The sequence below is a fragment of the Pseudomonas sp. LAMO17WK12:I1 genome (assembly GCF_900177315.1).
GTDB classification, from domain to species: domain Bacteria; phylum Pseudomonadota; class Gammaproteobacteria; order Pseudomonadales; family Pseudomonadaceae; genus Aquipseudomonas; species Aquipseudomonas marginalis.
In genome coordinates, this window is the sequence record NZ_FWZV01000013.1 from 93659 (window position 1) to 116882 (window position 23224).

The window sequence follows — 23224 nt, forward strand, 5'->3', positions numbered from 1 at the left end:
CGCCGAAGCGCCCTTTGAACAACGTGTATTGACTATTCATCCTCCCCGAGAACCGGCAGCTCCTCGCAGTACAGCGGCGGCGTAGACCGGTTTGCGAACAGCGTCGTTGTAAAGCCCTTCTCAGATGGCTCCTCAACGCCATTAACCATCGCAAAGTATTGAATGCTGACTGAGTTGCGCCCAGCAGGCCTGATGACGGTGGTGTAAGGCTGAATCGTCAGGAAGAAACCATTTGAAACCATATCCGGTGTCAACGGTAGCGAGTTGAACGATACAGGATCCCCCAATGGCGTAGTGCTGGCCCTGTCGCTGTATACCTGCCATTCCACGCGGACGACAGCGTCCTCCTGGAAGTAGGTGGTATTGCCCGGCACTCTGACACGTGCGGAAAAGTTAAACGGATCCAGATCCGTACAAGCCATATCCGTGCCAGCCTTGACGAAGGTCGGCTGCTCCATGACGACTATGTTGGCGTCGACCTCGACATTCTGGGGACGAGATCGCTGGAGGTTGTCATTGACTTCCCAACTCAAGGTATAGAACACCGGGACCGTGCCATTGCCAACCTCCTTGATGATTGGCCAAGGCACGTTGAGGGTAACGGTGTCTCCACCGGTTTCGCCATCCAGCTCGATTGAATCGAAGGGGTACGCAAAACTGCCCCAATAACCAGTAAGGGTGATACCGGGTACAGGCGGGGGAACCTCCCACAGCACAATCTCGACGGTCGCGTCGTTACCGAAATCTTCCGGCAGCAAATGGTTTTCCTGATCGGGATCGCTACCGTACACGTTCACCAGGTTGAGCCGAGAGTTTTCCGGGTCTGGCGTCGGGTCGGGGCCGGGGCCTGAAAGATCCACTTCAATGGTTAGCGTGGGCGCGGGATATTCGTTGCCATTGCGATCAACCAGGTAATCGATATCCGTGTCCACTTCCCCGGGGCCGGTACCATACACGTCGAAGATGATATCGGTATCAACCGGCAGCCTTAGAGGAAACGGCGTGTAATCCCTGACATTGAAGCGCCCCACGCTCTCGCCGCCCCAGGTGAGGTCAATGACATCCAGCTCCTCTCGCACATTGGCGTACTGAGGAATCTCCACCGTCACGCCATCGGGCTCGTGAGCATCCGCCAGATCAATCAGGCCATCGGCCGGCAACAGCGCCAACGGCACCCTCGCCTGCAAAGGATCAGGAACCCCCACCAGGTTCAGCCGGACGGGACAGGGAACAGATTCCCTGCTTTTGTTACGGGCCAGGTCTTTCAGGATATAAAACAAATAGTATGTGCCAGCTTCCAGCACTTCGATCCGGTCCCATGGAATAACAAACTCAAGGCTATCTTCCACCGGCACCGTGTCGATCTCTGTAGCAAGAAGCGATGAGGAATACTTCGAGAAATAGACCGTGATTGTGTCACCGTCTGCTCGACCATAGTCCTCGTAATTCGGGTAGGTACATACCAATCCCTCATCATGTTCCTCTACATAGAGTTCGTCGATTTCCGGCCCTAGGTCGGCCGGTAATAACGGAGCAAACGGATGGATATCGTGTTCTTCATCGTCGTCGACATTGAATTTGTAGGGTGCCGTCAGATCCACCTCCAATGGCGCGATTCCTGACAGGGTAGGGAGCTTGTCTTCATACAAGATATAGGCAATTTCGTATTTCCCCTGACTCAGGCGGGAGCTCGGAATATTCCTGACAATAATGTCGCCCGCATTGATTGCACCGGCTCCCGAATAGCGAAGCGTATACAGAGACGGTGCCCAATTTGTCACACCTTTATCGCGCATCACCAATTCCAGCCGGGCTTCTGCAGGAGGCACCTCAAGCGATGGGGCTACAAACGTAACAGGTAAGTCTTTTCTTGAGGCCGCTGCGAGGATCAGCCCCTGATCATTTAGCGAGCTGAACTCCGGCGCCTCAAACTCAAAAATACCGCCGCCATACTTGGAAACATACTCTCGATTGAGCTTTCGAGAGGCAAGTGCAGCCTGTTGTTTCTTACTAAAGATAGTCATCTACGTTCTCCATAAGCGAATTATTAACGCCGGTTACCACTTCAATGTCACAGGCGAAACGAGAAATCGCTCGCCTTGAACCGAATAGTTGGCCCCGCCTCTAAAACACTTGAGACCACTATCGAAGCTCAATTTTATTATTGGACTCAGTCACTCGTTAACAGGCGAGTCCTGTTCCCCGTCTTCGTCGGGACCGCAATAACGTCCACTGGAGTAGCGTTGGTCAATCTTGACTTGCCGCTCCCGTGCCCTGCCTATGATTCTGGTGCCACGGAGCACTTCGTAAGACACCAGTGCCGAACTCCCCACGCTTGCCGGATTGTCTGACCGTATGGGCTTTATCTTTTCTTCATAGTTATCTTGCTTAAATATATAACCCTTCTTCGCTTCTTCCGCCGAAAGGAAATGCAGCAAAGAGTCTTCAGTCCCGTCAATGGGCCCGGTAAAAAAACCCTCATAACCCTGCCAACTCAAGAGCACCGCATCGCCTTCTCTGAGCTGTGTATTTCCCGGAATTCCCAGGGGGATATGGTCCCACATGGGAGGAACAGTCTGACAATTTATCCAGGCGTCTGCAGTTGCACTGGGAAATTTCACTTGCGTAAGACTCAATATAGGAACCACGGCCACTGTCACGTTGGTGAAGTTGGCCAATTGTTCATTAACGCCGTTAGAGGTCGTGTAATAAACAGGCATTCTGTCGTTATTGCCTGCTCCCGTGATGACATTCCAGGGAATATCACTGAACTCGACAATGCTGCCTTCCGCATCGCCCTTACTTACATCCACCGTGTAGTGTGCAACCGGTACAGCGGTACTGGGAAAGTTGCCCCAATACAGCGTCAACTTTTCCCCATCCTGAGGCCGGTGGTACAACGGAACACTGGCGTAAATGCGCTGATCCTGATCACGTATATCGATAAGGTTCTCGGTCATGGAACCTTCACCCCAGACCATCACGGCAGGAAGGTCGAGATTCAGCAGTTGCGGTGCATCGCCGTGGTCTTGCCCCGCCACCGTGAAGTTCCATCTGATCACCGTCGGTGGGCTGGGAGGGGTGGGGAGCGTTCCACCGGTGCGAGTAATGGTGTACGTAGCAACGCCGGAAGCTTGCCCCAGCCCCTGGGCAATCAACGTTTCCCAAGGGATGCTGACATCAAGAGGCAGCTGGGTGACCGGCTGTGGCGATAACGGCGTAGCGCCCCACGTAACCGTGACATGGTCCCCCTCCTGCCAATTGTCGTACAGCACCTTCCCCACAACGCCAAGGCGTGCATCCTGGCGATCAATCAAGCCGTTCACCATCGCCGGAACAACCAGTGCCTGGAGGTCGGAGGGCGAGGGATCCAGATCAACAATAACCGGTGTCTGGATTGATCGCGGCCCTGGGTTACCGGAGCGGTCCCGCAACACAATATGCATGTATTGAAGGCCGTTTCGATAAAGCCGAAACAGATCTCCTGGTACGGGGAAAACCAACGGCTCAGTTTCAGAAACAAAGTCAAAAAAACCATCAGGCGTATCCCGCTCCGGTGGTGGTGTTTCATCCGAAAGGTAATACTCGACCCGGTCCCATGCGCGACGGCCAGTGTAAAAAGGTATCCGCATGTTCACAGTCGGGTTCTCAGCCAGATAATCCTCATCGATGATACTGACGGGAAATTCAGGCACCTGGGGGGCGATATTGTTGTTGGGTGGGGTACGGTCCAGCACTAACACGCGCGTTGGCGAAGAGGTGGGCAAAGTGCCCTGCTCAAGCACCTCATAGCTCAGCAGCACGGTGCCGTCGTTCTCCAGATACCTCCGGTCAACGGGAATACGCAGTGGAAAAATCGCCGGATCAATCGGGCCATTGAACCGCCGGCGCAGGAGCGGCTCTCCCTCACTTCCACTACGGCGCCAATGAACGACCAGGACGTCGAAACTCCCCTCCGGCGCGGACTCTGGCCAAAGCTCCTCGATGACCACCTCAATATCCGAGTCAAGGTACTCGCGCGGGATATACCCCTCGATAATCGGGGGCACGGCATCATCAAGGATGGGCACCTTGATCTCGGAAAAAGACAAAATATTGCTTCTGGAGACACGTCTGCGACGAGGGTTGGAAGTGTTCATATAACTGTCCTGCCGACGATACAACGGAAGATGCCCTTGGCAAGGATTAAGCGCCCAAATACCACGCTTGGGTACTGTCAAAACTAACAGGTAGGCATCGCCGCTCGTCGGTTTCAACAGCTACGTCGGCGCCGCATTGGCTTGACGGATCTTCTGATTTGGTGTTTTCTGAAACCGGTTTCAAGCATCCTTGTCGATGTTTAATGACCTCCAACACCAATAAGAAAGGCCCGCGACCGTGACCCCTTTTTCCGCCGCCCAACGCACCCGTGTCACCATGCTCGACGTCGCCCAACGCGCCGGCGTGTCCAAAGCCAGCGTGTCCCGCTTTATCGGCGAGGACCGCGCCCTGCTCTCCGATGCCATCGCCCTGCGTATCGAACACGCCATCGAACAACTCGGCTACCGCCCCAACCAGATGGCCCGCGGGTTGAAACGTGGCCGCACGCGCCTGATCGGCATGCTGGTGGCCGATATCCGCAACCCCTATTCCATTGCCGTGATGCACGGCGTCGAAACCGCCTGCCGCCGGCACGGCTACAGCCTGGTGGTGTGCAACACCGACCGCGATGACGAACAGGAGCGCCAACACCTGGCGGCGCTGCGCTCCTACAACATCGAAGGGCTGATCGTGAACACCCTCGGCCATCACCTCGACCAATTGCTGGAACTGCAACGGGAAATGCCCCTGGTGCTGGTGGACCGCAAGGTCGAGCCGCTGCACAGCGACCTGGTGGGGCTGGATAACCCGGCGGCGGTGCGCATGGCGGTGGAACACCTGGAACAGCAGGGTTACCGCGATGTATTGCTGGTGAGCGAAGCCTGCGATGGCACCAGTTCACGGCAGGAACGCCTGGACAGCTTCAAGGGCGAAATCGCCCGGCACCCGGCGCTGACCGGCGCGGTGCTGGCGCTCGATGACGGGCTGGAACCACGCCTGCAAGCCTTTCTCGCCAAACCCGGCCCCAAGGCGGTGTTCTGTGCCAACGGCGTCGCCACACTGGCCTGCACCCGTGCGCTCAAGGCGCTGGACTGCAACCTGTTCGACGATATCGGGTTGATCGCCCTGGACGACCTCGACTGGTACCCGTTGGTGGGCAACGGCATCACCGCCCTCGCCCAACCCACCGAAGCCATTGGCGCCAGTGCGTTCGACTGCCTGCTCAAGCGCTTGCGCGGTGACACCGAACCGACCCGCACCCTGGACTTTTTGCCCCAGTTGATCATTCGAGGTTCGACCCAGCGTCCTTACACGTAGCAGAGTCGATTCAACCTTTATAACGTGAAAAAATGAAACCGGTTTCAGAGGTAAACAACAATGCACAAATACCCCGTCTCCATCAGCCTTTCCAGCTACGGCGCCGACCTGGTCCGCCAGCAAGGCCAATTGAGTTTTGTCGAACTGCTGGCCGCCGCCGGTGCCCGGCGCATCGAGTGGCGCGAAGAACTGCTGACCAGCGAGCAACCTGCACAACTGGCCCAGGCTGCCGCCGAGCAAGGCCTGGAGTGTGTGTTCTCATCGCCCCTGGAATTGTGGATCGCCGGCCGCGCCCAGCCGAATGCCGATCTCAACGCAACCCTGGACCGCGCCCAGGCCTTTGGTGCGCGCTGGCTGAAAGTCTCCCTCGGCTACTTCACCGATACCAACGACCTGGAAAGCCTGCACGCCCTGCTCGCCCGCCATCCGGTCAAACTCTTGGTGGAAAACGACCAGACCCTGCACGGCGGGCGCATCGAGCCGATGCAGCGCTTCTTCACTGAAGTCGAACGCCTGGGCCTGCCGGTAAAGATGACCTTCGATATCGGCAACTGGCAATGGCAGGACCAATCCGCCCTGACCGCCGCGCGCCTGCTCGGCCGGCACGTCGACTACCTGCACTGCAAGGCCGTGGCCCGTCGCGCGGACGGCAAGCTGGTGGCACTGCCGCCCGGCGCCACCGACCTGCATCTGTGGGAACAACTGCTCACCCACATGACTCAAGGCATTACACGGGCGGTGGAATTCCCGTTGCAGGGCGATGACCTGGTCGACGTCACCGCGCAACAGGTGGCCGCCCTCGCCCTCCTTGGCCAACCCCGTGGGGAGAATGCCCATGTCTGAGATCGATATCCTCTCGTTTGGCGAAACCATGGCGATGTTTGTCGCCGAGCAGACCGGCGACCTGGCCCAGGTGGCGCAGTTTCACAAACGCATTGCCGGCGCCGACAGCAATGTTGCCATCGGCCTGTCGCGCCTGGGCTTCAACGTCGCCTGGCTGAGCCGGGTGGGCAATGATTCCCTTGGGCGCTTTGTGGTCGACACGCTGAAAAAAGAAGGCCTGGATTGCCGGCATGTGGCGGTCGACCCGTTGCACCCCACCGGCTTTCAGCTCAAGTCCCGCGAAGAAGCCGGCGATGACCCGCAGGTGGAGTACTTCCGCAAGGGCTCGGCCGCCAGCCATTTGTCCACTGCGGCCATCAGCCCGGTGCTGTTGCAGGCCCGCCATCTGCATGCCACCGGCATTCCGCCGGCCTTGTCCGAGGCCACCCGCGAGCTGTCCCGCGAGTTGATGACCCAGATGCGCAAAGCCGGGCGCAGCGTGTCGTTCGACCCGAACCTGCGCCCCTCGCTGTGGGCCAGCCAGGAACAGATGATCCGCGAAATCAACGCCCTCGCCGGCCTCGCCGACTGGGTCCTGCCGGGCCTGGGCGAAGGCCGTCTGCTCACCGGTTTCGACGACCCGGCGGATATTGCCGCGTTCTACCTCGACCAGGGCGCCGAAGCCGTGGCGATCAAGCTCGGCCCGGACGGCGCCTACTTCCGCACCCAGCTGGACCAGGGCTTTGTCGCCGCCGTGCGCGTGGACAAGGTGGTGGACACCGTCGGCGCCGGCGATGGCTTTGCCGTGGGCATGATCAGCGCCCTGCTGGAAAACCTCAGCTTCCCCGAGGCGGTACAACGCGGCAACTGGATCGGCAGCCGCGCCGTGCAAAGCCGCGGCGATATGGAAGGCTTGCCCACCCGCTCCGAATTACCCACCCGATCCGTCGCTTGACCCACACCCTGTTGCCACAACTACAACAAGCTCAGGAGCAACCTTATGGACACCGTGAAACTCGCCACCCGCCGTTGGTGGTACATCATGCCCATCGTCTTTATCACCTACAGCCTGGCCTACCTGGACCGCGCCAACTACGGTTTTGCCGCCGCCTCCGGGATGGCCGAGGACCTGATGATCACCCCCGGCATGTCGTCGTTGCTGGGTGCACTGTTTTTCCTTGGCTACTTCTTCTTCCAGGTGCCGGGCGCCATCTATGCGCAAAAGCGCAGCGTCAAGAAGCTGATTTTCGTCAGCCTGATCCTCTGGGGCGGGTTGGCCACCCTGACCGGCGTGGTGTCCAACGCCTACATGCTGATCGTCATTCGCTTCATGCTCGGCGTGGTCGAGGCCGCCGTGATGCCGGCCATGCTGGTGTACCTGTGCCACTGGTTCACCCGTGCCGAGCGCTCGCGGGCCAATACCTTCCTGATCCTCGGCAACCCGGTGACCATGCTGTGGATGTCGGTGGTGTCCGGCTACCTGGTGCAGCATTTCAGCTGGCGCTGGATGTTTATCATCGAAGGCCTGCCGGCGGTGCTGTGGGCATTTATCTGGTGGAAGCTGGCGGATGAAAAACCCGCAGACGCCAAGTGGCTGAGCGAGCAGCACAAAAAAGACCTGGAAAGCGCGTTGGCCGCCGAGCAGGTCGGTATCAAGGCGGTGAAGAATTACGCCGAAGCGTTCCGTTCGCCCAAGGTGATCATCCTGGCGCTGCAGTTTTTCTGCTGGAGCATCGGCGTGTACGGCTTCGTCTTGTGGCTGCCGTCGATCCTCAAGAAAGGCCTGCAGATGGACATGGTCGAAGCCGGCTGGCTCTCGGCCCTGCCCTATCTCGCCGCCGTGATCGCTATGCTGGCGGTGTCGTGGGGCTCGGACAAACTGCAAAAGCGCAAGCGCTTCGTGTGGCCGCCGCTGCTGATTGCCTCCATCGCGTTCTACGCTTCCTACGCTCTGGGCGCCGAACATTTCTGGTGGTCCTACACCCTGCTGGTCATTGCCGGAGCCTGCATGTATGCGCCGTACGGGCCGTTTTTTGCCATTGTCCCGGAAATCCTCCCCGCCAACGTCGCCGGTGGCGCCATGGCGCTGATCAACAGCATGGGCGCCCTCGGCTCGTTCGGCGGCTCCTACCTGGTGGGTTACCTCAATAGCAGCACCGGCTCGCCCGGCGCCTCGTACCTGCTGATGAGCGGCGCGCTGATGCTGTCGGTGGTGCTGACGATTTTCCTCAAGCCCGGCGCCAGTGACCGTGAACGCGCGCCCATCTCGACCCTCGAATTGAAGGTGAAAACCCCATGAAAAAGTCTGTGGTTCTGTACAAGAAGCTCTCCGCACCGTTGATGGCGCGCCTGCATGAACAGTGCGACGTCACCCTGATAGACGCACTGGACGAGACCGGCCTGGCCAAGCTGCGCGATGCACTGCCTACCGCCCATGGCCTGCTGGGTGCCAGCCTGCGCCTGGATGCCGGCTTGCTCGACCTCGCGCCGCAACTGGAAGCCGTGGCCAGCGTGTCCGTGGGGGTCGACAACTACGATATCGACTACCTGACCCGGCGCGGCATCCTGCTCAGCAACACCCCGGACGTGCTCACCGAAACCACCGCCGACACCGGCTTCGCGCTGATCCTGGCCACCGCCCGGCGTGTGGTGGAGCTGGCCGACATGGTGCGCGCCGGCCAGTGGAACAAGAATATCGGCCCGTCACACTTCGGCAGCGACGTGCATGGCAAGACCCTGGGCATCATCGGCATGGGCCGCATCGGCGAAGCCTTGGCCCAGCGCGGGCATTTCGGTTTTGGCATGCCGGTGCTCTACCACAGCCATTCGCCCAAGCCGGCGGTGGAACAGCGCTTTGGCGCGCAGTACCGCAGCCTCGACGACTTGCTGCAACAGGCCGATTTTGTCTGCCTGACCCTGCCGCTGACCGCCGAAACCGAGAAGCTGATTGGCGCCGAGCAATTTGCGCGGATGGGCCCGCAGACGATCTTTATCAATATCTCGCGGGGCAAGGTGGTGGACGAGGCGGCGTTGGTGGACGCCTTGCAGCAACGTACGATTCGGGCGGCGGGGTTGGATGTGTTCGAGAAAGAACCGCTCAGCCACGACTCGCCGTTGCTGCGTTTGAACAACGTGGTGGCGACGCCGCATATCGGCTCGGCGACCCATGAGACGCGGGAGGCGATGGCCAAGTGTGCGGTGGATAATCTGTTGCAGGCGCTGGCGGGTGAAAAACCCAAGAATCTGGTGAACCCAGGGGCCTGGAAGCAATAGCTTCTGACACCACACAGAACACATGTGGGAGGGGGCTTGCCCCCTCCCACATTTGATTGCATTGCAAAAAGTGGGTCAGATAACGAACCTCGCCACCATCCCATTCAAGTCCACCGCCAGGCGCGACAGCTCATGGCTGGCGGCACTGGTCTGGTTGGCGCCCGCCGCCGACTGGGTCGCCAGGTCGCGGATGTTCACCAGGTTGCGGTCCACTTCGCGGGAGACCTGGGCCTGTTCTTCCGACGCGCTGGCGATCACCAGGTTGCGTTCGTTGATCAGGCTGATGGACTGGGTGATCTGCTCCAGGGCCACGCCGGCGGCGCGGGCCATTTCCAGGGTGTCCTGGGTGCGCTGGTTGCTCTGCTGCATCGACTGCACCGCTTCACCGGTGCCGTTCTGGATGCCGGCGACCATCTTCTCGATTTCCTGGGTCGACTGTGCCGTGCGATGGGCCAAGGCCCGCACCTCATCCGCTACCACCGCAAAGCCGCGGCCGGCTTCACCGGCGCGGGCCGCTTCGATGGCGGCGTTGAGCGCCAGCAGGTTGGTCTGCTCGGCAATCGCGCGGATCACGTCCAGCACCTTGCCGATGTCACGGCCCTGGGTGGCCAGGCCTTCGATCATCGCGGCAGTGTTTTGGACGTCCTGGGTCATGGTCTGGATCGCGCCGACGGTTTCCATCACCCGGTCGCGACCCGACCGCGCGGCCTGGTTGGACTGGTTGGAGGCCTCGGAGGTGGACACCGCATTGCGCGCCACTTCTTCCACCGCCGCGGTCATCTCGTTGACCGCCGTGGCGGCCTGGTCGATTTCATTGTTCTGTTGCTGCAGGCCCCGGGACGCTTCCTCGGTCACGGCGCTCAACTCTGTCGCCGCCGAGGCCAGCTGCGTGGCCGAACCGGCAATGTGCTGGATGGTCTGGCGCAGGTTGGTTTGCATGGTCGACAGGGCGTTGATCAGGCGCGCGGGTTCATCGTTGCCATTATCTTCAACGACGCTGGTCAGGTTGCCACCGGCGATGGTTTCAGCCACCTGAACGGCTTTGCGCAACGGCGTGACAATGCTGCGGGTCAGCAGCCAGGCCAGCAGCACCGTCAGCAGTGCAGCGCTGACCGAAACCACGATAATCCCGGTGATGGCACTGGTGTAACTGTGCCCTGCCGCGTCGCTGGCTTGCTTGGCGTTGGCGGCATTGATCGCAATCAGCTTGTTCAACTGCTCGCCCATCTGATCGGTGCCTTCCTTGATCCGGGTATTGATCAGGGTGCGCATCTGCTCGACGTCGCCTTGCTTGGACAGCGCCAGCATGTCCGCCTGGGCCTTGAAGTAGTTATCCAGGGTGCTGACAAACGTCTTGTACAACGCCGCTTCCTCAGTACCGGCGGGTAATGCCGCGTAGCCGGCCTGGGCCGTCTTGACCTTGTCGACCAGCACGCCGATGCGGGTTTCGGCTTCCTGCAGGCCGGCTGGCTCGCGGTTGACCAGCACTCGAAATGACAGGATACGCATGCGCAGGACGTTCTCCGTCATCTGGGCCAGGTACGTCACGCTGGGCAGCTGGTTGCTGCTCATGTCCACCGAGGCCTGGCGGATCAACGTCATGCGGTTGGCCGCGAACCCGCCCAACACCACCACTAACAGGGCGATGAAGGCGAAACCGAGGGAAGCGCGAGGGGCGATATTCAGGTGACGGAGCGACATAAGGGCGATCTCGAAATAGAGTGGCGGCGCGCGTCCATGCCACGAAACGATCAGCCAGCGTCAACGCACTGCCTGACACCGGCCATCACTGTTGTTTTTGATAGATGGGCCTATAAGCAGTATCGGCAGGAATCGGGGTTTTATGCAGGGTCTTTATAAATATTTTTTTACACTTCTGACGCCGGGCCGTTTCTGGCATCCTGCGCCTCCATTTTCTGACCCGAGCCCTCATTTTGTCTGACGCTCAAGCCCCCCGCCCCCGCTATAAATCCGACCTGATCTACGGCCTCGAGGACCGCCCGCATTTCAGTGCGGCGATATTTGCCGCGTTGCAGCACGTGCTGGCCAGTTTCGTCGGCATCATCACCCCCACCCTGATCGTCGGTGGCGTGCTCGGGCTGGAAAGCGAAGTGCCCTACCTGGTGAGCATGGCGCTGTTTGTCTCGGGGCTCGGCACCTTTGTGCAGGCGCGCACGTTCGGCCCTATCGGTTCGGGGCTGCTGTGCCTGCAAGGCACCAGTTTCTCGTTTATCAGCGTGATTCTCAGCGCGGGGTTCATGGTCAAGGCCCGGGGCGGCGGCACCGATGAGATCCTCTCGACGATCTTTGGCATCTGCTTTTTCGCGGCGTTTATCGAAGTGGTGCTCAGCCAGTTCATCGGCAAGTTGCGCAAACTGATCACCCCGGTGGTGACCGGCACCATCATTACCCTGATGGGCCTGTCGCTGATCAAGGTGGCCGTTACCGACATGGCCGGCGGCTTTGGCGCCAGCGACCTGGGCGCGGCGAGCAACATGGGCCTGGCGGCCCTGGTGCTGCTGACCATCGTGGTGCTCAACCGCTTCAATAACCCGTTCCTGCGCCTGGGTTCGATCGTGATCGGCCTGGCCCTGGGCTTTGTGGTGGCCTGGTACCTGGGCCGCGTCGATATGGCGGCATTGCCCCAGGTGCCGCTGATCAGCGTGCCGGTGCCGTTCAAGTACGGTTTTTCGTTCGACTGGGTGGCGTTTATCCCGGTGGCGGTGATCTTCCTGATTTCGCCCCTGGAAGCGGCCGGTGACTTGACGGCCAACTCGATGATTTCCCAACAGCCGGTCAAGGGCCCGCTGTACATCAAGCGCATCAAGTCGGGCCTGTTGGCCGACGGCCTCAACTCGGCGATGGCGGCGACCTTCAACAGCCTGCCGATGGTGACGTTCGCCCAGAACAACGGCGTGATCCAGTTGACCGGCGTGGCCAGCCGCTACGTGGCGTACTTCATTGCCGGCCTGCTGGTGCTGCTGGGGCTGTTCCCGATGATCGGCGCGGTGCTGCAACTGATGCCCAAGCCGGTGCTGGGCGGCGCGACCCTGATCATGTTCGGCACTGTCGCCGTGGCCGGCATCAAGATCCTCGCCGAAGCCGGGCTGCACCGCCGCAATGTGCTGATCGTGGCGATCTCCCTGGGCATGGGCCTGGGCGTGGCCGCCGTGCCGGAAGTGTTGCGCGACCTGCCCAAGGCGCTGCACAACATCTTCGAATCGCCGATCACCGTGGGCGCGTTCTGTGCAATCCTGCTGAACATTTTCCTGCCGGAAGCGTTCATAGAGCTGGAAGAAGATGAATTTGATCCGGAGTCCTCTACCCTCAAAGTGATGCAGGACCCGGACGTCACGAAATAGGAGCACCCTTTGCATGCGCAAGCTCATGGTTCTATCGCTGCTACTGCTGAGCCTGAGCGCCTGTGCGCTGTTCCCCAACCGCGACCCGGTGAATATCAATGTGGTGGGCATCGAGCCGCTGCAAAGCCAGGACCTGGAAGTGCGCTTCGCCGTGAAACTGCGGGTGCAGAACCCCAATGAAACGGCGATCGACTACAACGGCGTGGCCCTGGATCTGGAGGTCAATGGCCGGCCGCTGGCGTCGGGGGTGAGTGATCAGCGCGGCAGCATCCCGCGTTTTTCCGAGACCGTGCTGATGGTGCCGGTGAGCGTTTCGGCGTTTTCCGTGCTGCGCCAGACCTTGGGCCTGAGCCAGACCCAGAGCCTCAACAACCTGCCCTACGTGCTGCGGGGCAAATTGGAGGGAGGCCTGTTCGGCACGATGCGCTTTGTGGACCGTGGCACGCTGGATTTGCCCAATACCGCGACTTGGTAATGACCCCATGCAACCGACACTCTTCACCGAACGCCTGATCCTGCGCCCGCTGACCCTGGACGATGCCGAAGGGATCCAGCAGCAATTCGCGCATTGGGACGTGGTGCGTTACCTCAACGCCCTGGTGCCGTGGCCCTACCCGGCCGACGGCGCGCGCACCTACCTGGAGCACATCGCCCTGCCCGCCATGGCTTGTGGCGAGGAATGGCATTGGTCCCTGCGCCTGAAAAGCGCGCCTGGACAGTTGATTGGTAACGTCAGCTTGATGGACGAGCAGGATAACAACCGCGGGTTCTGGCTGGGGCCGCAATGGCAGGGGCAAGGGTTGATGGCCGAAGCCAGCGCGGCGGTGACCGACTACTGGTTCGGCGTGCTCAAGCGCCCTGTGCTGCGAGTGCCCAAGGCCGCGCCCAACCTGGGCTCGCGGCGGATTTCCGAGCGTACGGGTATGCGTTTGATCAGAACGGATGAAGGTGAGTTTGTGGCAGGTACTTTCCCACGGGATATCTGGGAAATGACCCGCGAGGAATGGCTGGAAAATCAATCCTCTAAACGCTGAGGGGCCCTGCCACATTTCCACCGGCTTTCAGTCGGTGATATAGCGCACACCTGGCTTGGCGCGCTCATCCACCACCAGCTCGAACACATCCGGGCGGGCGTAATGCCCCACCACGTCATAGTCGTACCGCGCTCGCACCAGGTCATCGGTGTCGATCTGCGCCGTCAGCAGCCCGGCCTCCCCCACCAGTGGCCCGGCGAGGATGTCGCCCATCGGGCCGACAATCACGCTGCCGCCGGCGATCAACGGGCGTTCCGCAGGCCAGTTGGCGACCTCGATGCCCAATGCCTGGGGCGAGGCCTGCACCTGGCACGCACTGACCACAAAGCAGCGCCCTTCATGCGCCACATGGCGCATGCTCACCTGCCACATCTCGCGCTCATCCACCGTCGGCGCGCACCATACCTCGACGCCCTTGGCGTACATCGCGGTGCGCAGCAGCGGCATCATGTTTTCCCAGCACACCGCACCGCCGATACGCCCTGCCGCCGCGTCGATCACCGGCAAGGTCGAGCCGTCGCCCTTGCCCCAGATCAGCCGCTCGGTGCCGGTGGGCATCAGTTTGCGGTGCTTGGCCACCAGGCCGCCCGTGGGTTCGACATACAGCACGGTGCAATACAAACTGCTGCCACTGCGCTCGATCACCCCCAGCACCAGGCTGGCGCCGGTACGTGCCGACAGGCCGGCCAGGGCCTCGGTCTCGGCGCCCGGCACATCGATGGCGTTGGCAAAGTAGCGGGCAAAGGCTTCGCGGCCTTCGGGCAGGCGATAGCCCAATTGGGTGCCAAACCCTTCACCCTTGGGATAGCCGCCGAGCAGCGCTTCGGGCATCACCACCAATTGCGCGCCGCTGCGCAGGATCTCGTCTTCATAGGCGAGGATTTGCGCCAGGGTGTCGGCCTTGCCGCCTGGCAGGGAACCGATTTGCAGGGCCGCCACAGTAGAAACGGGCATCACGATCACTCCAGATAAGGGGGGTTGCCCATTCTCTCGCCAGGCTCGATCATGAATAAAGCCCACCTCAGTGCTGAATGATATGAGCCAGATGAATATCGCCCAGGTCGACCTGAACCTGCTGAAAACCTTCGAAGCCCTGCACGATGAGTCCAGCGCCAGCCGCGCGGCGTTGCGCCTGGGTGTCACGCAGTCGGCCATCAGTGCAGGCCTGCGACGTCTGCGCGACGTCTATGGCGACCAATTGTTTGTGCGCACCGGCCGTGGCCTGGCGCCGACGCTGCGGGCCAACCAATTGAAACCGGTGATCAGCGAGGCGCTGGCGCGCTGTCGGCAAAGCCTGGCGATGGTCAATCCGGACAACCCGAATTATCAAGGCCGGTCGGTGGTGGTGGGCCTGTCGGATGACTTCGAGATCGCCTATGGCCGCCGGCTGATGGATGCCATCGCACAGCGCCTGCCACAGTTGCGGGTAATCTTCCGCCAGACCCACAGCCAGATCGTTGCCGGTGCCCTGCTCGACCGCAGCCTGGACCTGGCGATTACCGCAGGCGGCTTTGCGCAAAGCCGGTTGAGTCGGCAGGTACTGGGAGAGGGGGATTATCGCTGCGTCGTGGACCCACGCAGCCTGGCGCCGGGCCAGGAAAGTCTCAGCCTGGATGAATTTGTCACCCGCGAGCATGTGCTGGTGTCGTCAGGCGGGTTCATCGGCATCACCGACGAAGGGCTGGCAGCGCAGGGCCTGAGCCGCCAGGTGTGCGCCTCGACCAGTCATTTTGCCGCACTGCCGTTTCTGCTCAAGGGCAGCCAGGCGGTGGCGACCATTCCCGGGCATGCGGCGCAGGCCATCGCCGAGATGACCGGCCTGCGGGTCCTGCCCTGCCCGCTGGCGCTGCCGCGCTACCCGGTGGAACTGGGTTGGCGCACCCAGGCCCAGCTTGATCCGATGTTGCTTAAAGTACGCGAAGCGATTGCCGCCGGCTTTACTTCGCCGCCGCCATCAACTTGTTGACTTCGCTGCGCACCATGTTGGAAAACTCCGGCGGCGACATGCCGTCGAGTTCGGCGCGGACCCATTCGGCCCACTTGCCCTTGCGCTTGGCGCGCTCACCGAACAACCGCGCGGCTTCGCCCTTGGCTTTGCCCAGGTTGGTTTGCCACAGGTCGTAGAGGCGGGACTTTTCATCTTCCAGCTCGGCGCGTTCGGCGAGGGTCTTGTTGGCGAGATTGAAGCTCATGTTGAAATTCCTGCTGCACAAATAGACGACATCTTACACTGTAGGTCGATTTTTCCGGATTCGGATTTCGTTCGCCAGTGCCGACCCGGCAAAAAAACTGCAACTTTTGCCACCGCCCGGCACTCCATTGTTCACTGTCACATTCACCTGCAAGGAGTCACACCCATGGCCCGCAAAACTGCCGCCCAAGCTGTTGAAGATCAAATCAAGGATCAAGCATTCAGTGAACTGACGGCCCTGATCGAAGAATCGGACAAGCTGCTTAAAAGCAGCGCTGCCTTGGTGGGCGAAGAAGGCGAAACCCTGCGCGAACAGGTCGCCATCAAACTCAAGCAGGCACTGGACTCGGTATCCAACGTGCGCGAGCGCAGCAAGCCGGTGGTCGATGCCACCGAAACCTACATCGGTGGCCATCCATGGCAGACCGTGGCGATCTCCGCGGGCTTTGGCCTGGTGATTGGCCTGCTGCTGGGTCGCCGTAACTGACCGACACATGCCCGTAGCAGCTGACGAGCCTCGTCAACTGCTACGTAGCCCAGTCCCGCAGCTGGTTCAACGCGTCCAGATCCACCACCACGCCCTCCTCCAACGACTTCGCCCGTGTGCGATGACGTCGATCCCCCGGTAAGCGCCGCAACCCCGCCGCATGCATCTGCCGCACCAGTTCCTGGCTGCGCTCGGCGAAGCTTTGCCCGGCGGTTTTGCTGGGGTCGATCACGATCAACAGTTGCCCGGTCCAGGGCGTGCGTGCGCCGGGGTGGTCGGCCCAGTTGAACTCGAAGGAAAAGTTACCGCCCGTCAAGGCCGCCGCCAGCAATTCGACCATCATCGACAACGCCGAGCCCTTGTGCCCGCCAAAGGGCAACAATGCGCCGCCTTCCAGCACAGCCTTGGGGTCGGTGGTGGGCTGGCCGAGGCTGTCGACCCCCATGCCCGGCGGCAGGCGCTCACCCTTGCGCGCGGCAATCTGCACGTCGCCGTGGGCGATGGCGCTGGTGGCCAGGTCGAACACAATCGGCAAGCCGTCGGCACGCGGCGCGGCAAAGGCAATGGGGTTGGTGCCGAACAGCGGCCGGTCGGCGCCATGGGGCACCACGCAGGTCATGCTGTTGACCACGCTCAGCGCCACCAATCCTTGCTCGGCGAAGGGTTCGACATCCGGCCACAAGGCCGCGAAGTGATGGGAATTGTGGATCGCCAGCAGTGCGATACCGGCACTGCGAGCCTTATCCACCAGCAGCGCGCGCGCCGCTTCAAGGGCCGGCTGGGCAAACCCGTTGCCGGCGTCTACCCGTACAAAGCCGGACGCCACATCAGTGACCACCGGCACCGCCTTGCCATTGACCCAGCCACTGGCCAACGTGCTGAGGTAACCGGGGATGCGGAAAATGCCGTGGCTATGGGCGCCGTCACGCTCGGCACTGGCGCAATTGCGCGCCAGGATTTCGGCCACTTCCGGCGCGGTGCCGTGTTTCACGAATACCGCACTCAGCAACCCCACCAGGTCGTTGAAACCGATGAGGGCTGTGGCGTTGTCGACTATCGGGGACTGGGCAGACATCTGTAGCTCCGATTTTATAATTGGAAGAGACAACAAGAATCCAGGCCGATGATTAAACAACGCCTGCCGTGCCTGCTGTCAACGGGCGCTTGAGATCTGCGCCAGTTATCTACCGCCCTCCACGTGATGCCAGCACCTATTTTGGAGCCTCAAACGCGCCATACCGATGGAGAGTGCAGCATGGCAAACGTCACCCCACCTTATTTCTTCGAAGAACTGTTGCGCCCGGACCGACGCAAGGAACCGACGGAACGGGAGCGTGCGCTCGGGTTCACCGTCAAGGACCTTGATTGGCTGAACACGCTGTATTACGCCACTGACGCGATACGCATGGCGCCGACGGAAACCGGCTATCCCATGCGGGTGGAAAGGCTGCTGGTGGGCCTCGCCGACCAACCTGCCATCCCATTGGCCGGCGCCTTCGTGATGAGCCCGACACCCGACGAGGCCAAGACCGTGCTCTATACGCCCTACGGCGGCCTGGAGCTGTTCGCAAGCCACACCGGGTTGTTCGATGCACTCGGCGACCGCCTGGCTCAACCGCAGCACCGCGCCGACCTGCTGAGTTTCCTGTCGATCGACGAGCGGGATGGGCTTGGGGCGGACACACGACTGACAGTCACCACCGCAGTGATCCAGGGCGCAGTGATGGAGGACCAGGAACGCGTGATCCTCGCGGCCCAGCAGAAAAATGTGCTGGCGATGCTCGCCGAGCTGCGCAAACTCCCCAGCCTGCGCGAGATGCTCGACACCTTGCTCGGCATCATGGCCCGCACCTATTTTCCAGGGGTGAACCAGAGCAACACCCGGGTGAACTTTTTCCGCCGTGCGGCCACGGCCGCGGACATGCACTGGGTCGCCTCCGAACCGCTGCGGGATGCGCTGTTGCGCTTCTATGTGCAGCAGGCCTGGCCCACGGACCAGACCCACACGTATTTCAACATCGGGCATGACACCCGGGCCTTCAGCGCCGAGCAACTGGTCCAGGAGCAACAGCGCTGGGACAGCGTGGTCGAACAAACCGCCAGCATTCTTTCGAAGTTATTGAACAGCCTGCTGCAAACCTACTGGAACGAAGACTTCAAGGATGGCCAGTCGCGCGTGCGCTTCTTCAGCCGGGTCATGGCTGACAAGTTTCGCGCCGACCTGTTGTTCAAGCACCAGGCAACGATCCTCAGCAGCGCTGAAAGCCTGCGGCTGCGCACGGTATTCCTTCCGGACCAGGCCGCGCGCAAAGCCGTTGACAGCCAGCTGAACATCGAAAAAGTGCGGGTGCATGCGCCTTTTCAGCATTACGTCGAGCTGGCCAGCACCCTGATGATCAGCACTGCCCACGCGTACCTCTACACCCAATCCCGTGGCTTGCAGGTACTCGCCGACCTCAAGGACCTCAACGACACCCTGCTGGCCATGCTCAAGACCGCGGGGCACGAAGACGAGTTGCTCAATTTCCTGTCCATGGATGAGCGCAGCGTATTCGTCGGCATGGATCAAATCCAGGTGACCGGAACACCTGTCGCCGGCGATGTGTTCCAGGAAACGGTCGCGGACATCGTCGCCAAACAGCTCGGCAACCTTGAGCATGCGCTCGGGCTTTATCGGCGCAGCGCAGGCAACGTCGACCTGGCCGCCCTGCTCGACAGCGCCCTGGACGTACGCAACATGCTCGACACTCGGTTGCTGGAGCAGGAAAGCGACGGACGCTGGTCCATCCATCCGATTAGCAGCGGCAATGGCCGCCCCTCCACCGTCCAGGCGGAAAAAGCCAGGCTGCACCTGCAACGCCTGCAGGCGGTCGAGGCGGCAATGGCACGGGAGCGCAGCCAACTCCCAACCCTGCGCACCCTGGCCGCCCATGCCCTGCAGGTGGAGTTGAGCAGACGAAACCTGGACCTGCAGCCCGAAGACGTCTACATCAATACCTACCCCACCCAGGCCCAGGAGCGCGAAGAGCGCTTGCCCCAGGCGTCTTCGAGCATGGTCGAGCACTTTATCGCCCGCCTGGCCAGGCAAGCCGATGCCCTGCCCGCGTCCTACCTGACCTGGTTCTACGGCAAGCGCAGCGCCGGTGCCGCCTACAAACTGAACAACCTGACCCTCGCGACCTTCAACGCGATCATCGACCAGGTAGTGAGCACGTTTGCCCGCAATGACCTGCGCAGCTTGCCGAATGTGCTGCTGGAGAATAACCAGGCGCACCTGAGCCAGGGCATGCTGCAAGGCCTGAACGGCGAAGCGCAACTGCGGGCGCTGAACAAGAGCCTGTCGCCCGCCGGCCTGGCGTTGCTGGACAGCACGCTCCAGGCCGACAGCATGACCCGCCTCACCCGCCATGGCTTGAACGGCTTTATCCCGGATGCGTTCGGCCTGACTGTCCGCATCGGCTCGGATCCCACGCCCCATGCCCTGGCCAATTGTTTTGTATTGACCGAACGTGGCGGCCTGGACAACGTGCATTCAGGCATGGCGCTGTTGTGGACGCCCCATGGCGGCTATGAAGCCTTTGCATCGATCAAGGCCCTGCGCGATGACCTGGAGCAACGCCTGCAGCATCCCCGGCGGCGACTGCCCCTGATGGAAAACCTGCGCGTCTCCAAGCGCGTGCCCCATCAGGCCTGTCAGCTCGGCCCACTGCAACGTATCGACGATCACCTGCTGCATGACCGGCAACAGACCTACAGCGACTTCACCCGTGACGAGATCAATCATCTGTTCTGGATGGGACTGAAGGCCGCGCGTTTGCAGACCGGCATGGACAACCTGATCCGCCGCCCGCCACCGAGCAACCTGCCCAGGGCCATCGCCATCGCGCACGCGCTGGTCCGCCAGCAGGCGCTGCCGGTAGGGCTGGGCATGGCGCCACCCCACGAGCAAATCCTCCACGCCGAACTGCTGGAGCAATACCGCATCAGCGCACCGGACGCACGTGACTACCTGCACAGCATCACGCCGATGCGCAATGAAGCCCGGCGTGTGCTTGCGGAACTGCTCAACGCGCGTTTTCCGGGGCAAGTGGTCAATCCGGATAACGTATTGATACCCGGCCGTATCGACCTGAAAGGTAACGCCCAGACCCTGACGGACTTTGCCTTGCGGCACTTGCCCGAACTCAGTGGCGACGCCATACGGCCACGTTCGCGTACCGCCACGCCGCTGCCGGCGGCATTGGACGGCAATGCCATCGTGCAACTGGTGCGCCAACTGGATTTGAAACGCCTCTACCAGGCCCGGCTCACCCCTCTTCTCAAGGGTCAGTCCGAAGAGGCCCGCGAACGGCGTCGATTGTTCTGCCGGCAATTGCCCTGGCAATTGCTGCAATACGCCCATGGGCAAACCCTCGATGAGCGGCTGTCCGCCTCGGCCTGGAGCTATATCCAGCAAGCCTTCGACATGCCCGATGCGGTGGCGCGGGCCGCCGTGCGTGGCGCGACCGCGATCGTTCGTCCGCTTGAGTTGATCGCCACCGAGGGCGCGGCGCGGGTCAAGGCGCTGGGCTGCTACCTGATCGGGCCGGCCGCCGGCGTCCGCGGCCCACTGGTCCTGTACGCGCCCTACAGTCCCAGGCATCTATTGCGCGAATACGCGGATGAAGCCGCGCTGCTCCATGAATTCACCACCCCGGGCGCACTGCAGGATTGGATAGTCGGGCAGCTGGATGCGCCCCATCAAGCGACTTACCGCAACTTGCTGGGCGAGCGTTGGAGCCAAGGATTGTCCGAGATTCGTCTTGGCGTATCGCCCATCGGCGGCAACCTGCTGAACCAGTTGTTCGATGACAATAGTGAGATGCTGCTGCGGATGCTGGCCCGCCAGTTCGAGCGATTGGGCAGCGCCCAATGGGACGCGGTCACCAGCCTGTTCAGCGAGGAAATCCCCAAGGGCCTGCAATTGCTGGCCGGCAAGCTCGCCTATCCGCTGGTGGTGTGGCGCAGCTATGAATTGTTCAAGGCCTCCGCTGAAGACCTGCAGCAACATCGCTGGCAACACGCGCTCAAGACCTTTGCCGCCGGGGTGGCCGAGCTGGCCTCTTTGCGCAGGGACATGGACAAGGCCTTTGCGCCCTCACCCGATAGGTCGGCTGACCTGGACCTGACCGCTCCCGGGCGTACCCATTTGCAAGCGTTTGAAAACCATGGGGTGGCCTTGGCTGATTTGAAGCAAGTTTCACCCAACAGCCCCTATCGAGATGAGACCGGCACCCGCGATTTTGTCGCGGTGGCAGGCAAGGTCTACCCGGTGAAAAAAGCCGGGCAACGCTGGCGCCTGAGCAACGGCGAGTTGCACGGCCCTTATGTACAACACCATGCCCAGGGCGGCTGGACACTGGACCTGGATCGACATCATCCACGCTACGGAAAAACCTTGAGTCGCTACACCGGCAGGGTGCAAACACGGGCGGCCGAGCGCGATGCCATCAATATCGAAGCGGCGGGCATGCGGGAAATTGCGGCGTTGTCGAGTTGGAAAGCCCAGTGCATCGATGAAGCGCTCAATGTCGCGACGTACTATGCGGTCACCTGCAAGCGCAACCTCCTGCACTTTGCCACGCACCTGGACCCCAACAGTCGTGCCGGGCGGTTTTTCAGTGAGTTGTTCGGCGTGATCACGCTGACCTCCGATCAAGTGCAAAGAGTCGAGCGACGCGTCGACGAACTGCTCGATGAGTTGACCAATCACACCCTGATCGGTCCCGACTCACAGCGTTTTGTCGCCGGCACCCATCGCTATAGCCCACACGACACGTTTGCCTTCGTGCTGCCCAATGACACGGAGCAGAAAATCTATTTGCTCGATCGCTTCTTCGACCCGCACATGGATATCTACCAAAACCGTCTGAACACGCCCTTCAACCTCTCTGCCCATGCACGGGCAACGGTGCTGATTCACGAAATCACCCACATCAAATCCTTGACCGAAGACCTGGCCTACCTGGACAGCATGCGGCCGTTCCACGACCTGATCAATGTCAGCATCCGCGGCGCCAGGCCGATGCAGACCGACCTGGCCGACTTGCGTGAGACCGCCTTGTCCACCCTCACGCCCGCCGCCCTGCTGTTCAAGACCTGGGACGATTTTTCCCAGGAATGGGAAGACTTCGGCAGCAACCGCGGGACCACACCGGCCAAGGACAAGGTGCTGAGCACCACCGGCACTCGCACCCTCAGTGATGCCCGTGCCATCTTCATGAGCGACGCCGATAAACGTATCGATACCATTCTGGCGAATGCCGACTCGGTGACCTACATGATCAGCCAACTCGGCCGGGAACTGGATGCGGGAGCCTGAACAGGCTCCCGGCGGGTCTATCAGTCTTTCTGGTCACGCAGGATATTGCCCGAAGCGCCATCGATGCGCGCTTCATACACGGTGCCGTCTGACTTGCGGCCCTTGACTTCCCAATAGCCGTTGTCATCGGCTTCGGCCGCATAGACTTCGATGTAGCCGGCCTTGGTCTTGGCCACTTCAATCGCCTTTTCAATGGTGATCCAGCCCGCACCGGGCTTATCGGCCATGGCGGCGCCGGCACTGAGCAGCGCGGTGGTTGCACACAGGGCGGCTAAGGTTTTCTTCAGCATATTCGTA

Annotated in this window: 18 protein-coding genes; 11 read left to right on the forward strand and 7 right to left on the reverse strand. The window is 61.2% G+C overall.

Translation table 11 applies throughout. The features are described 5' to 3' along the window. Nucleotides 1-32: 32 nt before the first annotated feature. Entirely contained in the window at nucleotides 33-2024 is a 1992-nt protein-coding gene (locus B9N88_RS23705) for a hypothetical protein (protein WP_027606428.1), read from the reverse strand. Nucleotides 2025-2174: 150 nt separating this feature from the next. Then, on the reverse strand, nucleotides 2175-4139 hold the full coding sequence (locus tag B9N88_RS23710; protein WP_143491266.1) for a hypothetical protein: 1965 nt from the start codon (nucleotides 4137-4139) through the stop codon (nucleotides 2175-2177). Nucleotides 4140-4377: 238 nt separating this feature from the next. On the opposite strand from B9N88_RS23710, the gene B9N88_RS23715 reads away from it, so the two are divergent. The 5 genes from B9N88_RS23715 to B9N88_RS23735 are packed head-to-tail and all read left to right on the forward strand — an operon-like array spanning nucleotide 4378 to nucleotide 9492. Next, nucleotides 4378-5397 carry a LacI family DNA-binding transcriptional regulator gene (locus B9N88_RS23715; protein ID WP_043293610.1) on the forward strand — a complete coding sequence of 340 codons (1020 nt, stop codon included), beginning with the start codon at nucleotides 4378-4380 and terminating at the stop codon, nucleotides 5395-5397. 60 nt (nucleotides 5398-5457) lie between these two features. Then, complete coding sequence (locus B9N88_RS23720) at nucleotides 5458-6240, forward strand: sugar phosphate isomerase/epimerase family protein (protein ID WP_027606430.1); 783 nt, start codon at nucleotides 5458-5460, stop codon at nucleotides 6238-6240. Continuing rightward, nucleotides 6233-7174, forward strand: a complete 942-nt coding sequence (locus B9N88_RS23725; protein ID WP_027606431.1) for a sugar kinase — start codon at nucleotides 6233-6235, stop codon at nucleotides 7172-7174. Before B9N88_RS23720 ends, B9N88_RS23725 begins: the two co-directional genes overlap by 8 nt. Before the next feature lie 45 nt (nucleotides 7175-7219). After that, the gene (locus tag B9N88_RS23730) at nucleotides 7220-8518 is read left to right on the forward strand and encodes an MFS transporter (RefSeq protein WP_027606432.1); all 1299 of its coding nucleotides are present in this window, start codon (nucleotides 7220-7222) and stop codon (nucleotides 8516-8518) included. Beyond that, nucleotides 8515-9492, forward strand: a complete 978-nt coding sequence (locus B9N88_RS23735) for an NAD(P)-dependent oxidoreductase (RefSeq protein WP_027606433.1) — start codon at nucleotides 8515-8517, stop codon at nucleotides 9490-9492. Before B9N88_RS23730 ends, B9N88_RS23735 begins: the two co-directional genes overlap by 4 nt. 75 nt (nucleotides 9493-9567) lie before the next feature. Here the strand turns inward: B9N88_RS23735 and B9N88_RS23740 are convergent, their stop codons facing one another. Beyond that, complete coding sequence (locus tag B9N88_RS23740; RefSeq protein ID WP_027606434.1) at nucleotides 9568-11193, reverse strand: methyl-accepting chemotaxis protein; 1626 nt, start codon at nucleotides 11191-11193, stop codon at nucleotides 9568-9570. A gap of 233 nt (nucleotides 11194-11426) precedes the next feature. Between B9N88_RS23740 and B9N88_RS23745 the strand changes: the two genes are divergently transcribed. Genes B9N88_RS23745 through B9N88_RS23755 form a run of 3 tightly spaced genes read left to right on the forward strand, consistent with a single transcriptional unit; the run spans nucleotide 11427 to nucleotide 13888 of the window. Continuing rightward, the gene (locus B9N88_RS23745) at nucleotides 11427-12854 is read left to right on the forward strand and encodes a nucleobase:cation symporter-2 family protein (protein ID WP_027606435.1); all 1428 of its coding nucleotides are present in this window, start codon (nucleotides 11427-11429) and stop codon (nucleotides 12852-12854) included. Nucleotides 12855-12867: 13 nt separating this feature from the next. Next, complete coding sequence (locus B9N88_RS23750; RefSeq protein WP_027606436.1) at nucleotides 12868-13329, forward strand: LEA/WHy family protein; 462 nt, start codon at nucleotides 12868-12870, stop codon at nucleotides 13327-13329. A 7-nt stretch (nucleotides 13330-13336) separates the two neighbouring features. Beyond that, nucleotides 13337-13888, forward strand: a complete 552-nt coding sequence (locus B9N88_RS23755) for a GNAT family N-acetyltransferase (protein WP_027606437.1) — start codon at nucleotides 13337-13339, stop codon at nucleotides 13886-13888. Nucleotides 13889-13915: 27 nt separating this feature from the next. Here B9N88_RS23755 and B9N88_RS23760 read toward each other — a convergent pair whose 3' ends face one another. After that, nucleotides 13916-14842 carry a carbon-nitrogen hydrolase family protein gene (locus tag B9N88_RS23760; protein ID WP_027606438.1) on the reverse strand — a complete coding sequence of 309 codons (927 nt, stop codon included), beginning with the start codon at nucleotides 14840-14842 and terminating at the stop codon, nucleotides 13916-13918. A gap of 91 nt (nucleotides 14843-14933) precedes the next feature. On the opposite strand from B9N88_RS23760, the gene B9N88_RS23765 reads away from it, so the two are divergent. Further along, complete coding sequence (locus B9N88_RS23765) at nucleotides 14934-15854, forward strand: LysR family transcriptional regulator (protein ID WP_027606439.1); 921 nt, start codon at nucleotides 14934-14936, stop codon at nucleotides 15852-15854. On the opposite strand, the gene B9N88_RS23770 is transcribed toward B9N88_RS23765, so the two are convergent. Then, the gene (locus tag B9N88_RS23770) at nucleotides 15826-16080 is read right to left on the reverse strand and encodes a hypothetical protein (protein ID WP_003190904.1); all 255 of its coding nucleotides are present in this window, start codon (nucleotides 16078-16080) and stop codon (nucleotides 15826-15828) included. The two genes, B9N88_RS23765 and B9N88_RS23770, sit on opposite strands and share 29 nt — an antisense overlap. Before the next feature lie 165 nt (nucleotides 16081-16245). Here B9N88_RS23770 and B9N88_RS23775 point away from each other — a divergent pair, with 165 nt between their 5' ends. Further along, nucleotides 16246-16566 carry an ElaB/YgaM/YqjD family protein gene (locus tag B9N88_RS23775; RefSeq protein ID WP_027606440.1) on the forward strand — a complete coding sequence of 107 codons (321 nt, stop codon included), beginning with the start codon at nucleotides 16246-16248 and terminating at the stop codon, nucleotides 16564-16566. A 40-nt stretch (nucleotides 16567-16606) separates the two neighbouring features. Here B9N88_RS23775 and B9N88_RS23780 read toward each other — a convergent pair whose 3' ends face one another. Continuing rightward, nucleotides 16607-17641, reverse strand: coding sequence for an Ldh family oxidoreductase (locus B9N88_RS23780; protein WP_027606441.1), 1035 nt, complete (start codon nucleotides 17639-17641; stop codon nucleotides 16607-16609). A gap of 180 nt (nucleotides 17642-17821) precedes the next feature. Between B9N88_RS23780 and B9N88_RS23785 the strand changes: the two genes are divergently transcribed. Further along, on the forward strand, nucleotides 17822-22927 hold the full coding sequence (locus B9N88_RS23785; protein ID WP_027606442.1) for a dermonecrotic toxin domain-containing protein: 5106 nt from the start codon (nucleotides 17822-17824) through the stop codon (nucleotides 22925-22927). A gap of 20 nt (nucleotides 22928-22947) precedes the next feature. On the opposite strand, the gene B9N88_RS23790 is transcribed toward B9N88_RS23785, so the two are convergent. After that, nucleotides 22948-23217 (reverse strand): PepSY domain-containing protein, encoded by a 270-nt coding sequence (locus B9N88_RS23790; RefSeq protein WP_027606443.1) that lies wholly within the window; start codon nucleotides 23215-23217, stop codon nucleotides 22948-22950. Nucleotides 23218-23224 lie beyond the last annotated feature (7 nt).

What these genes read in the sequence shown, in the direction of transcription:
- B9N88_RS23705 (WP_027606428.1), bottom strand. Translation starts at nt 2,024, where the DNA reads ATGACTATCTTTAGTAAGAAACAACAGGCTGCACTTGCCTCTCGAAAG.
- B9N88_RS23710 (WP_143491266.1), bottom strand. Translation starts at nt 4,139, where the DNA reads ATGAACACTTCCAACCCTCGTCGCAGACGTGTCTCCAGAAGCAATATT.
- B9N88_RS23720 (WP_027606430.1), top strand. Translation starts at nt 5,458, where the DNA reads ATGCACAAATACCCCGTCTCCATCAGCCTTTCCAGCTACGGCGCCGAC.
- B9N88_RS23725 (WP_027606431.1), top strand. Translation starts at nt 6,233, where the DNA reads ATGTCTGAGATCGATATCCTCTCGTTTGGCGAAACCATGGCGATGTTT.
- B9N88_RS23730 (WP_027606432.1), top strand. Translation starts at nt 7,220, where the DNA reads ATGGACACCGTGAAACTCGCCACCCGCCGTTGGTGGTACATCATGCCC.
- B9N88_RS23735 (WP_027606433.1), top strand. Translation starts at nt 8,515, where the DNA reads ATGAAAAAGTCTGTGGTTCTGTACAAGAAGCTCTCCGCACCGTTGATG.
- B9N88_RS23740 (WP_027606434.1), bottom strand. Translation starts at nt 11,193, where the DNA reads ATGTCGCTCCGTCACCTGAATATCGCCCCTCGCGCTTCCCTCGGTTTC.
- B9N88_RS23750 (WP_027606436.1), top strand. Translation starts at nt 12,868, where the DNA reads ATGCGCAAGCTCATGGTTCTATCGCTGCTACTGCTGAGCCTGAGCGCC.
- B9N88_RS23755 (WP_027606437.1), top strand. Translation starts at nt 13,337, where the DNA reads ATGCAACCGACACTCTTCACCGAACGCCTGATCCTGCGCCCGCTGACC.
- B9N88_RS23760 (WP_027606438.1), bottom strand. Translation starts at nt 14,842, where the DNA reads ATGCCCGTTTCTACTGTGGCGGCCCTGCAAATCGGTTCCCTGCCAGGC.
- B9N88_RS23765 (WP_027606439.1), top strand. Translation starts at nt 14,934, where the DNA reads ATGAATATCGCCCAGGTCGACCTGAACCTGCTGAAAACCTTCGAAGCC.
- B9N88_RS23770 (WP_003190904.1), bottom strand. Translation starts at nt 16,080, where the DNA reads ATGAGCTTCAATCTCGCCAACAAGACCCTCGCCGAACGCGCCGAGCTG.
- B9N88_RS23775 (WP_027606440.1), top strand. Translation starts at nt 16,246, where the DNA reads ATGGCCCGCAAAACTGCCGCCCAAGCTGTTGAAGATCAAATCAAGGAT.
- B9N88_RS23780 (WP_027606441.1), bottom strand. Translation starts at nt 17,641, where the DNA reads ATGTCTGCCCAGTCCCCGATAGTCGACAACGCCACAGCCCTCATCGGT.
- B9N88_RS23785 (WP_027606442.1), top strand. Translation starts at nt 17,822, where the DNA reads ATGGCAAACGTCACCCCACCTTATTTCTTCGAAGAACTGTTGCGCCCG.
- B9N88_RS23790 (WP_027606443.1), bottom strand. Translation starts at nt 23,217, where the DNA reads ATGCTGAAGAAAACCTTAGCCGCCCTGTGTGCAACCACCGCGCTGCTC.